A 14,007-nucleotide genomic window follows, 5' to 3' on the forward strand; every position below is an offset into this window, starting at 1 on the left:
CCCGGTTGCCGCCCCGTGCCGCGCCGCCGATAGTGGGCGTCGTGGACCTCGCCGACCTGTACCGCGACCTGCACCGGCACCCGGAGTTGGCGTTCGCGGAGACCCGAACGGCGTCGGTCGCCGCCCGCGAGCTGCGTGCCGCGGGTTTCGAGACGACCGAGGGCGTGGGCGGGACGGGCGTGGTCGGCGTGCTGCGCAACGGCGACGGCCCCACCGCGCTGCTGCGCGCGGACATGGACGCGCTGCCGGTCCGGGAGGAGACCGGCCTGCCCTACGCCGCCACCGCCGTGGTCGACCGGGACGGCGACCGGGTGCCGGTGGCGCACGCGTGCGGGCACGACGTGCACGTCACGTGCCTGGTCGGGGCCGCCCGGCAGCTCGCCGCCCGGCGCGACGGGTGGCGCGGCACGCTGCTCGCGGTGTGCCAGCCGGCGGAGGAGGTCGGCGGGGGAGCGGAGGCGATGGTCGCCGACGGCCTGTTCGACCGGTTCGGCAGGCCGGACGTCGTGCTCGGGCAGCACGTCGCGCCGATCCCGGCGGGGTTCCTCGGCCTGCGGCCGGGGCCGGCCTTCGCCGCGTCGGACACCGTGCGCGTCGTCCTGCACGGCCGCGGCGGGCACGGGTCCCGCCCCGAGGCGGCGGTGGACCCGGTGGTCATGGCGGCGGCGACCGTGCTGCGGTTGCAGGCAGTGGTGTCGCGCGAGATCGCGGCCGGTGACACGTGCGTGGTGACCGTGGGCGCGGTGCGGGCGGGCACGGTCGCGAACATCATCCCCGACCACGCCGAGCTGCTGCTGAGCGTCCGGAGCTACGACCCGGTGGTGCGCGACCGGGCGTTGCGCGCGATCGAGCGGATCGTGCGGGCGGAGGCGGCGGCGTCCGGCGCGCCACGCGACCCGGAGGTAGGCGTGCTGGGCAGCTACCCGGCCGCGGTGAACGACCCGGACGCGGCGGCCCGGACCCGCGCGGCGCTGTCGGCGGTGGTCGGCGCGGACCGCGTGGTGGACCCCGGGCCGGTGACCGGGAGCGAGGACGTGGGCGTGTTCGCGACGGCGGCCGGCGTGCCGCTGGTGTACTGGCTGCTGGGCGGGGCGGACCCGGCGGCGTTCGCGGGCGCGACGACGTTCGACGAGCTGCGGCACGTGGTCGCGGACCTGCCGGCCAACCACTCGCCGCACTACGCGCCGGTGATCAGCCCGACGCTGGAGGTGGGCGTGGCGGCCCTGGCAGCCGCGGCCCGCGCCTGGCTCCCCGCCTGACGCCTGACCCGACCGCCCGGAGCCGACTGCCCGGCTGACCGCCCGGAGCCGATTGCCGGGACTGACCGCCCGGGGCCGACTGCCAGGGCCGGCCGGAGCCAACCGCCCGGAGCCGTCCGCCGGAGCCGTCCGCCGGAGCCAGCCGCCGGAGCCGACCGCCGGAGCCAGCCACCGGAGCCGACCGCCGGAGCCGGCCGCCCGGAGCTGACCGGATGGAGCCGTCCGCCGGAGCCGATCGGACGGGCCGCGGCACGAAGCGACGTTGGGCAGAATCTTGACGACCGACACCAACGAGCCTAACTTCGGGGAGCGTCGGCGGAGCGCGGAAGCTCGCACAGCGAAGGGGTCGCCATGCGCAACCAGGGCATCGGCTCGTGGACCGCGCGGCGCGTCCGCAAGACGCCGGACAAGGTGGCGGTGATCCACGAGGGCCGGGGGACGACCTACCGCCAACTGCACGAGCGGGTGCTCCGGCTCGCGCACGGCCTGCGGCGGGTCGGCGTGGGCCGGGGCGACCGGGTCGCCTACCTGGGGCCGAACCACCCCGCGTTCCTGGAGGTGCTGTTCGCCGCCGGCGTGCTCGGCGCGGTGTTCGTGCCGCTGAACATGCGGTGGGCGCCGGCGGAGGTGGCGCACGCGCTGGCCGACTCCGGCAGCGCGGTGCTGGTGTACGCCCCGGAGCAGGCGGCCGTCGTCCAGGCGGTCCGCGAGAACGGCGCGGGCCCGCTGCGGGTCGTCGCGCTCGACCGGCCCGCCGCGGGCGAGGACTCCTACGAGGAGCTGATCGCGTCGGCCGCGGCCGACCCGATCGACGAACCGGTCACGCTCGACGACCTCTGCCTGATCATGTACACCTCGGGCACGACCGGGCGGCCCAAGGGCGCGATGCTGACGCACGGCAACCTCACCTGGAACACCGTCAACGTGCTGGTCGACGTCGACCTGGCCAGTGACGAGGTGACCCTGGTCGTCGCGCCCCTGTTCCACACCGCCGGGCTGAACATGACCTGCCTGCCCACCCTCGTCAAGGGCGGCACGGTCGTGCTCCTGCCCGCGTTCGACGCCGCCGACGTGCTGCGCCAGATCGAGGCGCACCGCGTCACGTACATGTTCGGCGTGCCCACCATGTACAACGCGATCGCCGCCTGCCCGCGCTGGGCGGACGCGGACCTCTCCAGCCTGCGCCAGGTCAACTGCGGCGGCGCGCCCGTGCCGGAGGCGACCATCCGCACCTACCAGCGCCGCGGCCTGGCGTTCAGCCAGGGCTACGGCATGACCGAGACCTCCCCGGGAGCGCTGTACCTGACCAGGGAGATGAGCGAGGCCAAGGCGGGCACCGCCGGCGTGCCGCACTTCTTCACCGACGTGCGCGTGGTCGGGCCCGACCTGACCGACGTCGCCCCCGGCGAGAAGGGCGAGATCGTGGTCAGCGGGCCCAACGTCATGCGCGGCTACTGGCGACGCCCGGCGGACACGGCGCGGGCCATCGACCGCGACGGGTGGTTCCACTCCGGCGACGTCGCCACGGCCGACGAGGACGGCTACGTCGCCGTGGTCGACCGGCTCAAGGACATGATCATCTCGGGCGGGGAGAACGTCTACCCCGCGGAGGTCGAGAGCGTCCTGCACGAGCACCCCGCGATCGCCGAGTGCACCGTGATCGGCGTGCCCGACGACCGGTGGGGCGAGGTGGGCCGGGCGGTCGTCACCGTCAAGCCCGCCGCCGGGACGACCAGCGAGCAGGACGTCCTGGCGTTCCTGCGCGGCCGGCTGGCCGGCTACAAGATCCCGAAATCCGTGGTGTTCGTGGACGAGCTGCCGCAGAGCGCCACCGGAAAGCTGCTGAAGGAACTCGTGCGCGCCCGTTACGGCGCGAGCTGACCGGTCACCCGGTCGGCGAACCACGTCACCGCAGGAGGCTGTCCCATCATGACGTTCGCGCGCAACCAGTGGTACGTGGCCGCCTACGGCCGCGAGATCGGGCGTGAGCTGTTCGCCAGGACGATCCTCGGCGAGCCGCTGGTGTTCTACCGCAGCGAGGCGGGCGAGGTGGTCGCGCTCGCCGACCGGTGCGTGCACCGGCGCTACCCGCTCTCGGAGAGCCGGCTGGAGGGCGACACGATCGTCTGCGGCTACCACGGCTTCACCTACGACAAGACGGGCAGCTGCGTGTTCGTGCCGGGGCAGGCGCGCGTCCCGCGCACCGCCCGCGTGCCGTCCTACCCGGTGGTGGAGCAGGACTCGTTCGTCTGGGTGTGGATCGGCGAGCACGACCGGGCCGACCGGGCGCTGATCCCCCGCGCGCCGTGGCTCGCCGACCCCGGCTACACCACGGTCAGCGGCATGGAGCCCCTGGCGGCGCGGTACGAGTTGTTGGTGGACAACCTGATGGACCTCTCGCACGAGACCTACCTGCACGGCGGGTACATCGGCACGCCCGAGGTCGCCAACACGCCCATCACCACCGAGGTGGACGAGGACAACGGGATCATCTACGTCAGCCGGCACATGGCCGACGCCGCGTGCCCGCCGTTCTACGCCAAGTCGACCGGGATCGACGGCCGGATCACGCGCTGGCAGGACATCGAGTACCACCCGCCGTGCCTGTACCTGCTGCACAGCCGCGTCGCGCCGGTCGGCGTGCTGCCCGAGGCCGACGGCTCGGACCCGCACGGCTTCCACGTCGAGGTCGTCTACGCGATCACCCCGGAGACCGAGCACAGCACGCACGACTTCTGGGCCGTGGCGCGGGACTTCGCGCTGGACGACCAGGAGGTGTCGGACTTCCTGCGGGACAGCAACCGCACGGTGGTGCTCCAGGACGTCACCGCGCTCGACCTCCTGGAGCGGGTGATCCAGGCGGAGCCGGAGGGCTACCAGGAGCTGTCGATCAACATCGACACCGGCGGCCTGGCGGCCCGGCGCATCCTCAGGCGCATGGCGGCCGGCGCCACCGCACCCGCGAGTGCCGGCCCCGCGAACGGCGCTGTGCCGCCGAACGCCGCCGCGCCCGCGAACGCCGCCGCGCCCGCGAGTGCCGCCACGCCCGCGAGTGCCGCCGCGCCTCCGAGCGCCGCCGCGCCCGCGAACACCGCCGCGCCCGCGAACGCGTCCACGCGATGAGCGACCGGGTGGCGGTGCTGCGCGGCGACGCGGTCTACCGCGTCCACTGGGAGTTGGGCACCGACGTGCTGGTCGGCGTGTGCCACTGCGGGGCCGAGCACGACTCGGAGGACCCGGTGGAGCTGTGGGACTGGCTGCTCGCCCACCCGCGGGGCCACGAGCCGCGGGCCGCCGCGCCGCCGGCCGACCCGCGGCCGGTCCACGCCCACCTCTGAACAGGAGCCCCGATGACCGTGCCCACCGAGCCGCGCGCCCTGGTGGAGTTCGACGTCCTGGTGCACCGCAGGGAGGTCGTCGCCGACGACGTCGTGCGCCTGACCCTGCGCCGCCCGCACGGCGAACCCGTGCCGGCCTGGGAACCGGGGGCCCACGTGGACCTGGTGCTCGGGCCGGACCTCGTGCGCCAGTACTCGCTGTGCGGCGACCCGGCGGACCGCTCGATCCTCCAGGTCGCGGTCCAGCGCGAGCCGTCCGGTCGCGGCGGCTCCCGGCACGTGCACTCGACGCTCGCCGAGGGCGCCGCGGTGCGGGTTCGCGGACCGCGCAACAGGTTCCCGCTGGTGGCGGCGGACCGCTACCTGTTCGTCGCGGGCGGCATCGGCATCACGCCCCTCGTGCCCATGATCGCGGCCGTCGCGGCGCGCGGCGCGTCGTGGCGGCTGCTCTACGGAGGGCGGACGCGCTCGTCCATGGCCTTCGCCGGGGAGCTGCGCGACCGGTACGGCGACCGGGTGCTGCTGCGGCCGCAGGACGAGACCGGCCCGCTGGACCTGGACGCGTTCCTCCCGGCGGACGCCGAAAACTACTGCTGCGGACCGGAATCGCTGCTCGCGGCCGTCGAGCGACGCGTGCCCGCCCGCCTGCACGTCGAGCGCTTCACGTCCCGGGCGGACGCCGGCGGGGGAGCGTCGTTCGAGGTCGGGCTGGCGCGGTCGGGCCGGACGCTGCTCGTGCCGGAGGGCGCGTCGATCCTGGACGCGGTGGAGGCGGCCGGGGTCGCGGTGCTGTCCTCGTGCCGCGAGGGCACCTGCGGCACGTGCGAGACCGTTGTGCTGGAAGGGTTCCCGGACCACCGGGACTCCGTGCTGAACGACGACGAGCGGGCGGCCGGCGACGTGATGATGATCTGCGTGTCGCGGTCGCGCGGCCCCCGTCTCGTCCTCGACCTCTGACCTGTCGGCCCGCCGGGCGTTGCTAAAATGAGCACGCTCATCCTTGACGCCAGGTGACCTTGCTGCTCTCATAGAGCCCGGAGTCGGTCGCCCACGCCTCCGCCCCTACCAGGGCAAACGTCATGCCCGCCGGTCAGTCGTCCGACCCGCGCACGGGTCGGTCCGGGACCGGATGAGTAGCACACATCGTGTGCTGCGGCGGGTATGCCCTCCCCGATCCGGAGCGAGAGGACGAGACGGTGACTTCAGCCCTCACCGCCACGAGGTTGTTGGCGGTCCTAGCGGTGTTCGTGTCCGCCGCGCTGCTGCCGGCCGTCGCCGACCCCGGCCGGGCCGCGGCCGCCACCCAGGCGACGTACTACGTGGCGCCCGACGGCAACGACGCCAACCCCGGCACGATCACCGCGCCGTTCCGGACGGTGCAGCGCGCGCGGGACGTGGTCCGCACGATCAACGCCAACATGACCGGCGACATCCTCGTGTACCTCCGGGGCGGGAACTACCCCGTCACGAGCACCATCGCGTTCACGTCCAGCGATTCGGGCACGAACGGCCACCGGGTCGTGTACGCCGCGTACCAGGGCGAGACGCCGGTCCTGAACGCCGGCGTCCAGGTGACCGGGTGGACGCAGCACAGCGGCGACATCTGGAAGGCCCCGCTCAACCGGGACACCAAGCTGCGGGCGCTCTACGTCAACGACAAGCGGGCGTTCATGGCGTCGAAGACGGTGACCTCGCAGGGGTGCTACGGCACCTACACCATCACCGCGGGGCAGGCGCCGTGGGCGTGGGAGTCCGGCTCGCAGTGCGACGGGGCCAAGTACGCCCTGGGCGACCTGCCCGCGATCTCCCGCAACCAGGACGACCTCGAGATCGAGACGGGCACGACCTGGACCACCGCCATCGTCGGCGTCCGCCAGGTCACCACGAGCTCCGACGGGTCGGGCCGGGTGGCGTTGTTCCAGCAGCCGGGCGCGGCCATCGCCCAGGGCGCGTACAACGGCAACGCCCAGGTCGGCGGCAGCCACAAGCTCATGAACGCCTACGAGTTCCTGGACACCCCGGGCGAGTTCTACTTCGACCGGGCCGCCCGGACCGTGTACTACTACAAGGCCGCGTCGGAGAACATGGCGACCGCCTCGGTCCACGCGCCGAACAACGTCTCCACCGTGCTGCGCGTCGCCGGCACCTCCACGAGCGACCACGCGCGCAACATCACGTTCTCCGGGCTCACCGTCCAGCACTCGGACTGGAACCTGGTGACGGTGGCCGGTTCCGCGTTCAAGCAGGCGCAGCAGGGCAACCTCGGCAACACCGCCTACGCGCGGGGCAACTTCCACGTCTACTACTACCGCAACGTCGACGTGCCGCCGGGCATCGTCCAGATCGAGAACGCCGACGGCATCGCCCTGCACCGCAACCGGGTCCAGCACACCGGTGTGGACGGCATCTCCCTGGTCAACGACGTGCAGAACACGCAGCTGACGGGGAACCACACCAACGACATCGCCGGGTCCGCCATCGTCGTGGGCCACCCGCAGCACGTCTACATCGGGGACCACACCGCGACGAACCGCGAGAAGTACCCGGCCCAGGTCGAGGGCCTGCCGAAGAACATCCAGATCGAGAACAACTACCTCTACGACAGCGCCGTGCTGTTCAACGGGCACAGCCCGATCTCGGCGTACTTCGTCGACACCCTGACGGTGCGGCACAACCGGATCGAGAAGAGCCCGTGGTCGGGCATCACGCTCGGCTGGGGGTGGTGGAACTTCGACGGGTCGTCCGGCTCGATCGCCCCGAACCGGCCGACCACCACGGCGAAGAACAACAACATCAGCTTCAACCACATCATCGACACCGTGCAGCGCCTCAGCGACACGGCCCCGATCTACACGCTGGGCAGCCAGCCGGGGACCACGATCACCGACAACTACCTCCAGGGCGTCCCGGCGGGCCACAAGTACGGCCTGCACCCCGACGAGGGGTCGGCGTACATCACGTTCCGCGACAACGTCCTGAGCGTGGACAAGAACATCACCTGGATGATCAACTCGGACGACTTCGGGCGCAAGCACGACCTGAGCATCACCCAGACGTACGGGCCGATCAACAAGGTCTCCAACAAGAACCTGCCGAACAGCACGGTGCAGGACATCCTGACCTACGGCGACTACGTGTGGCCGGCGCCGGCCTACGGTATCGCGGTGAAGGCCGGGTTGGAGGACGAGTACCGGGACATCGTCCCGCGGAGCACGCTCGCGGCCCCGGACTACGCGCTGCCGGCCGGCACGTTCGTCGGCACGGGCGTCGCGTCGATCCCGATCCGCAGCACCGGCGACGCGACCAGGACGCTCTGGCTCGCGCCCCAGGGCACCACCGCCTTCGCGGTCGGCCCGACGATGACCAGGGCCGGCGGCGCCGCGACGTCCATCGACGTGCCGACCGCGTCCGGCGACTACCGGCTCTACGTCGTGGACGCGCAGGGCACCCGGTCGGCCGAGTCCAAGTCGGTCGTCCGGCGACAGGGCGGCAGCCAGCCGGTCGGCGGCACGATCGTCGGGGGCCAGTCCGGGCGGTGCCTCGACGTCGGCAGCACCACCAACGGCACGCAGGCCCAGCTGTGGGACTGCAACGGCGGCGCCAACCAGCGCTGGACGCACACCTCGGGCAAGCAGCTCCAGGTGAACGGCAAGTGCCTGGACGCCTCCAACCGGGGCACGACCAACGGCACCGCGGTGATCGTGTGGGACTGCAACGGCCAGGCGAACCAGCAGTGGAACGTCAACGCCAACGGCACCATCACCGGCGTGCAGTCCGGGCTGTGCCTGGACGCCAACGGCGGGGGCACGGCCAACGGGACCAAGATCATCCTGTGGTCCTGCAACGGCGGCCCCAACCAGCAGTGGAGCCTGCGCGCCTGACGGCGTCGGGATGAGGGCCTCCGCGTCCGGTGTGGAGCAGGCGGCGTCCACACCGGATGCGGGGGCACTCGCCGTCCGCTCGCCGGCAACCGATCGCGCCCCCGGCGCGTCACAGTGCTCGTGAATCGACAGGCACGCGCAAGGCGCTCGACCGCGACGGGACTCGTCGTGCTCGCCCTCATGGCCACCGGTTGCTCGACCGCCGTGACCGGCTCCGGCTCCGGGGCCACGACCACCGCGTCTTCCGCCACCACCCGGTCCTCCGCGGTCACCACCCCGTCCGACGTCGAACCCACCCCCGGGCCGGTGCCAACGGTGGACGAAAGCGCGCCCGCCGACTACTGCACCGACCCGTTCCCCGGCGCGCTGGGCAAGCCGATGCTCGCCGTCGTCGTGCACACCCCGTCCGGTCGGTTGACCTGCGACCGGGCCGCCGCCGTGCTGTTCGACTACTACGCCGAGCGGCGCGAGCCGACCGCCGGCCGGCCGCCGCTGGTGATCGGCACGATGACGTGCAACCAGGTCCCCGAACCGGCCCTGCCGCAGGTCGTGTGCGCGGACGAGGACGACTTGATCTACTCCATGTGGCCGCAGACCTGATCGGACGTCAGCCGGCGGTGGGCTCGGCGACCGGCGGGACGAACCGGGCGATCCAGTCCCGGTGCGCCCAGGCGTCGGTGTAGACGTCCGGACCCGTCCGGCAGGACTTGGGGTTGCCGCGGCTCAGCGCGCCGAGCAGCACCCACCGGCCGCCGGGCAGGGGCCGGGCGGCCGGGCCGCCGGAGTCGCCCTGGCACGCGCCGCCGTCCCGGTCGTGCCGCTGCACGCAGAACTCGAGCCGCGGGTCGATGTCGCGGTCCCGGCACGCGACGGGGGACACGATCGAGGTGTCCAGCTCCTGGAGCCAGTGCGCGTCGCAGTCCCTGCCCTGGCAGACGTCGCCGAACCCGAGGATGCGCACCGGGCCGGGCCACCGACCGGCCCCCGCGATCCCGATCGGCGTGCCGGCGGCCGGCGCGGACAGTTCGAGCAGCGCCAGGTCGGCTCCGGTCGGCGGCGGCCCGTGGATCGCCTTCACCTGGACCAGGTGCGGCCGGAACGGGTCGGGTTCGAGCGAGACCTGGAGGTCCGGGGCCGTCGCGTCCTTGACGCAGTGCCGTGCCGTCAGCACCCAGCGCGGGTCCAACAACGACCCGCTGCAGAACGCGCCCGGGAACTCGAACGCGTGCAGCGAAGCGACGAAGCCGTACGGTTCCGTCGCGTCACGCCCCCCGACGATGCGGTCGTCCGCCTGCCCGACCGCGGGCCACCCGGCCACCAGGACGGCCAGCACGGCGACCACGACCCGAACTCTCGTCAACGTCCTCATACCCGGCGACGATCCGGCGGACCGGGCGGCCGGGCCAGGCCGACGCCACAACACCACCGCGCCGGGTGAACCCCGCCCACCCGGCCAGGCGACCCCGGCGCGAACCGGCCGTCGTCCGGTCGGTCGCGCCGGCCGGGCACTGTGCCAGGTGACCGGCCGTCGGTCCGCGCGGCGGTGCGAGGAGAGGTCGTGCGGGGAAGGCCGTGCGGCGGAGGGCGTGCGAGGGGAGGGCGTCCGAGAGGAGGGCGGTGGGGCGGGCCCGGTCCGATCACCCGGTCGGACCGGCTTCGGGTGCGTCGGCGCGAGGTGCGGGGTCGGCCGTTGACAAGGGACGGCGCGAGTTCGTGTAATTCTTTCAGATTTTACTCTCCCCGCTCACCCCTGCACGCCCTGTAACGGGAGGTAGGCCCATGTCCCTGTCGCGCCGTACCCGGATCGTGGTGTCGACGCTCGGCGCCTGGGCGGTCGCCGCCGGCCTGGCGACCGCGCCGGCCCACGCCGAGGCCGCCACCGCCCCCGCCGGCTCGGTCGCCGCGGTCACCGACCACCTCGCCGCGCGACTGGCGGGCGAGTTCGCCGACGACGCCCGGCGCGCCGGCCTGCTGTCCGCCTCCGCCGACCCCGTGCCCCTGGCCCGTGCCGCCGGGGACACCGCGCTCGGCCGGGCCGTGCGCGACGCCGACCGGGCGGTCCTGTCCGCCAAGGGCCTGCCGCAGGACGGCACGTCCCTGCTCACGGTCCGCCTCGCGCACCCCGACATGGCCGCCGCGCTGCGCCGCGGCGTCGCGCCGCTCGTCGCCGCCTCCACCACCGACGACGACGCGACGACCGTGACCGCCTACGACCGCGCGGGCCGCCGGGTGGCGCTGCCCGCCGACCGGGTGCCGACCCGCCCGGTGTACCTGGTCGAGGTCGACACCGCGACCGCCCTGGCCAAGGGCTCCGAAGTGCTGCGCTCGACCCTGGCGCGGCGCGGCCTGGCGCCCGCCGTCACGGCCGCGTCCGGCTACTGGGCCACGCAGCTCACGTCGATCCGCCTGGAGGACGACAAGGAGCCGTGGCACAAGGGCGGCGCGGAGATCTTCACCATCACCGCCGGGTTCGGCCTGGACGGCAAGGTCAAGGTCGACACCGTCCAGCTCCCGTACCTCGACGACGACGGCAAGACCTACTACCCCAACCAGCTCCTGGTCCACTTCTCGGACTACAAGTACAACCTCGCCGACATCGTCATGATGGAAGAGGACGGCGGCACCAACTACCGCGACCTCGCCCTCGCGCTCGCCCAGGCGCTGCTGACCATCGTCGACGGCGGCGCGTACATCCCGCTGGTCAACGCGATCCTCAACGCCCTGCCCGACAGCTGGTGGACCGACGACCCGGACTACGTCGACTCCTGGTACACCCTGTCCACCACGACGAGCGGCACCCTGCGCGGCGCGGCCGGCAACGGCACGATGACCGTCACCCCGTACTGGGTCGCGCCGCTGTAGCCCGGGGGAGCGCCCACCGTCAGGCGGTGGGCGGCAGGACGACGACCTTGCCGGACAGCGTGCCCGCGGTGGCCTCGACGTGCACCGCGGGCAGCTCGGCCAGCGGCACCCGCCGGGCCACGCCCACCCGCAGCTCGCCGCGGTCGACCAGCGCCACCAGCCGGGACAGCTGTTCGGCGTCGCTGCGGACGAACAGGTCGATGCCCCGCACGCCGCGCTCCTCGTCGCTCGGCGCGGGCATCCACACCGTCGTGTTCACCAGGACACCGCCCGGGCGGATCAGCGTGACCAGCGCCGCCAGCGCCGCGGGCTCGACCGGCGCGAGGTTGAGCACCACGTCGACCGGCTCGGTCACCGCCGCGGTCACGTCCGCGGTGGTGTGGTCGACCACCTCGTCGGCCCCGGCCGCCCGGACCGCCTCGCGGCTGCGCGGCCCGGCCGTGGCGACGACGTGCGCGCCCGCCCGCTTGGCGAGCTGCACGGCGTAGCCGCCGACCGCCCCGCCCGCGCCGTTGACCAGCACGCGCTGCCCGGCGGTCAACCCGGCGTGGTCGAAGAGGGCCTGCCACGCGGTGAGGCCGACCAGCGGCAACGCGGCGGCGTCGGCCGGCGGGATGCTCGTCGGCGCCGCCGCCAGCACCTCGGCCGGGGCGAGGACGTACTCCGCGGCCGCGCCCGCCCCGGTCATCGGCAGGAAGCCGACGACCCGGTCGCCGACCGCGAAACCGGTCACGTCCGCGCCCACCGCGTCGACCTCGCCGGCCACGTCCAGGCCGGGCGTGTGCGGCAACGCCACGGGGATGGGGCCCTGCATGCGGCCGGCGCGGATGTTGCCGTCGACGGGGTTGAACGACGTCGCGGCGACCCGGACGCGGACCTGCCCCGCGCCGGGGACCGGCACCTCCACGTTTTCGTACCACAGGACGTCGGGGTCGCCGTACTCGTGGAAACGCACTGCCTTCATCACGGTCGCACCTTCGCTCGGTTGTTGCTTCGAATTCGAAGCACTGACGACGACGCTACATGTGCTTCGAATTCGAAGCAAGTGACGTGCGGCACTGCCCCGGGGGCGGGCGGAGGTGTAGGCTCCTTCGAATTCGAAGCAGTAGACTGCCGCCATGCCGGACCCGTCGCCGTCCCTCGACCCCGTCCAGCTCGGCGCCTACTTCGACCTCATCGAGGTGACGAGCCTGCTCCGGCACGCGGTCGAGCAGCAGTTGCGCGAGGCCGGCGACCTCAGCTACGTGCAGTTCCAACTCCTGGCCCGGCTCGGCGACTCGCCCACGGGCAGCCACCGCATGACCGACCTGGCCGACGGCGTCGTCTACAGCCGCAGCGGCCTGACCTACCAGGTGGGCCTGCTGGAGAAGGCGGGCCTGGTCGTGCGCGCCCTCTCCCCGGACGACGAGCGCGGCGTCACGGTCACCATCACCGACGCCGGACGGGCGCGGCTCGCGCAGGTGCTCCCCGGCCACGTCGAGGTCGTCCGGGGCCTGCTCTTCGAGCCGCTGTCGGCCGACGACGTCACGACCCTCGCCCGCCTGCTGGCGCCGGTCCGCGACCACATGCGCTCGACGCCGCCCCGCTCCGCGGCGCCCCGCCGCCGCAAGGACCGGGCCTGACCCGCGCCGGCCCGGCCCGGCGCGAATTCGCGCAGTGCCGCACGCGGCGGTGAAGCGCCCGTGGTGGTAAGTCGTCGCCGTGGGTGGTTCCGTTGTCCGGCCGGCGCGTTCCGGACCGCGCGCGGATACTCCCTCCACCCCGCGAACGCGAATCGTAATATCGGTCCCAAGTGCCGGTAAGGGAGTGGTCGAGCCGGAAAATACGGTGTTCCCGCAGGTCGGCACGTCAGGTTGACGCACCACCGGTCCGGGGGTAAATCTCCAGGGAGGGCGTCGATCCGGCGTGAACCTGAAGATTTCCTGATGAACGGACCACATTGCCCAGCCCACTGGACCTGTCCCTGATAAAAGGGCCGATCCCCGTCGCGGCCACCGCCGCCGGCGTGCTCGCGTTGCTGTCGCTGACCATCCGGAAGAACCGGACGTGGTGGACGCGGGTCGTCCCGGTCGTGGTGCTCGCGTGCGCGGCGTCCGTGGCGGGGCTCGCGTTCGTCGTCGACCACGTGTGGAAGCCGTGGCCGGAGCCGCTGCCCCCGGTGCTGACGGCGTGGGCGGGCGCGGTGCTGGCGGCGGCGTGCCTGGCGGCCGCACGGCTGCGTGCCGGGCGCTGGACCTCGCGGGTGCTGAGCGTGGGGCTGGTGGTCGTCGTGGCGGGGGGCGCGGTGACGGCGGCGAACGCGTTCTTCGGCTTCTACCCCACGGCACGGGCGGTGCTCGACGTGCTGGCGGACAGCCGGGTGGACCTGGACGAGGCCGCGCCGCCGGCGTCGAGCGTGGTGGAAGTGCCCGAGGGCGGCAAGCTCGCCGACGTCTGGGCGAGGCCCGCGGACCTGCCGGACAAGGGCACGGTGTCCGAGGTCGACATCCCCGGCGGGTTCCGGGCGCGTCCGGCGTGGATCTACCTGCCGCCCGCGTACGCGGCGACGCCCCGCCCCCGGCTGCCGGTCGTGGTGCTGCTGCCCGGCCAGCCCGGGGCGCCGGGCCGCGGGGTGCTCCCGGGGCGGCTCGGCGGCCACCAGGACCCCTTAGCCCCCGGGCACCGAGG

At 73.5% G+C, this 14,007-nt stretch carries 11 protein-coding genes and 1 pseudogene; 10 read left to right on the top strand and 2 right to left on the bottom strand.

Features of this window, described 5'->3' with window-relative positions:
• Positions 1-41 precede the first annotated feature (41 nt).
• The 7 genes from ACFXGA_RS21050 (at position 42) to ACFXGA_RS21080 (ending at position 9,078) form a co-directional block, all read left to right on the top strand.
• Positions 42-1,259, top strand: coding sequence for an amidohydrolase (locus ACFXGA_RS21050; protein WP_378090343.1), 1,218 nt, complete (start codon positions 42-44; stop codon positions 1,257-1,259).
• Positions 1,260-1,610: 351 nt separating this feature from the next.
• Positions 1,611-3,140: a long-chain fatty acid--CoA ligase gene (locus tag ACFXGA_RS21055; protein WP_378090345.1), complete on the top strand. Its 1,530-nt coding sequence runs from the start codon at positions 1,611-1,613 to the stop codon at positions 3,138-3,140.
• A 48-nt stretch (positions 3,141-3,188) separates the two neighbouring features.
• On the top strand, positions 3,189-4,382 hold the full coding sequence (locus tag ACFXGA_RS21060; protein ID WP_378090347.1) for a Rieske 2Fe-2S domain-containing protein: 1,194 nt from the start codon (positions 3,189-3,191) through the stop codon (positions 4,380-4,382).
• Positions 4,379-4,597 carry a hypothetical protein gene (locus ACFXGA_RS21065; protein WP_378090349.1) on the top strand — a complete coding sequence of 73 codons (219 nt, stop codon included), beginning with the start codon at positions 4,379-4,381 and terminating at the stop codon, positions 4,595-4,597. Before ACFXGA_RS21060 ends, ACFXGA_RS21065 begins: the two co-directional genes overlap by 4 nt.
• Positions 4,598-4,609: 12 nt before the next feature.
• Complete coding sequence (locus ACFXGA_RS21070; RefSeq protein WP_378090351.1) at positions 4,610-5,554, top strand: PDR/VanB family oxidoreductase; 945 nt, start codon at positions 4,610-4,612, stop codon at positions 5,552-5,554.
• Between the two features lie 239 nt (positions 5,555-5,793).
• Positions 5,794-8,478 (top strand): RICIN domain-containing protein, encoded by a 2,685-nt coding sequence (locus tag ACFXGA_RS21075; RefSeq protein WP_378090353.1) that lies wholly within the window; start codon positions 5,794-5,796, stop codon positions 8,476-8,478.
• Between the two features lie 315 nt (positions 8,479-8,793).
• Positions 8,794-9,078: a hypothetical protein gene (locus tag ACFXGA_RS21080; protein WP_378090355.1), complete on the top strand. Its 285-nt coding sequence runs from the start codon at positions 8,794-8,796 to the stop codon at positions 9,076-9,078.
• Between the two features lie 7 nt (positions 9,079-9,085).
• Here the strand turns inward: ACFXGA_RS21080 and ACFXGA_RS21085 are convergent, their stop codons facing one another.
• The gene (locus ACFXGA_RS21085; protein WP_378090357.1) at positions 9,086-9,847 is read right to left on the bottom strand and encodes a S1 family peptidase; all 762 of its coding nucleotides are present in this window, start codon (positions 9,845-9,847) and stop codon (positions 9,086-9,088) included.
• Between the two features lie 410 nt (positions 9,848-10,257).
• On the opposite strand from ACFXGA_RS21085, the gene ACFXGA_RS21090 reads away from it, so the two are divergent.
• Complete coding sequence (locus tag ACFXGA_RS21090; protein WP_378090359.1) at positions 10,258-11,340, top strand: DUF3103 family protein; 1,083 nt, start codon at positions 10,258-10,260, stop codon at positions 11,338-11,340.
• Positions 11,341-11,359: 19 nt separating this feature from the next.
• Here ACFXGA_RS21090 and ACFXGA_RS21095 read toward each other — a convergent pair whose 3' ends face one another.
• Positions 11,360-12,304, bottom strand: coding sequence for an NADP-dependent oxidoreductase (locus ACFXGA_RS21095; RefSeq protein WP_378090361.1), 945 nt, complete (start codon positions 12,302-12,304; stop codon positions 11,360-11,362).
• 154 nt (positions 12,305-12,458) lie between these two features.
• Between ACFXGA_RS21095 and ACFXGA_RS21100 the strand changes: the two genes are divergently transcribed.
• Together ACFXGA_RS21100 and ACFXGA_RS21105 are read left to right on the top strand one after the other, a co-directional pair.
• Positions 12,459-12,962, top strand: coding sequence for a MarR family winged helix-turn-helix transcriptional regulator (locus tag ACFXGA_RS21100; protein WP_378090363.1), 504 nt, complete (start codon positions 12,459-12,461; stop codon positions 12,960-12,962).
• Positions 12,963-13,345: 383 nt separating this feature from the next.
• Positions 13,346-14,007, top strand: a pseudogene (locus tag ACFXGA_RS21105) (hypothetical protein); the annotation flags it as partial.

The sequence above is a fragment of the Actinosynnema sp. NPDC059335 genome, from assembly GCF_042752395.1.
Lineage (GTDB): Bacteria > Actinomycetota > Actinomycetes > Mycobacteriales > Pseudonocardiaceae > Actinosynnema.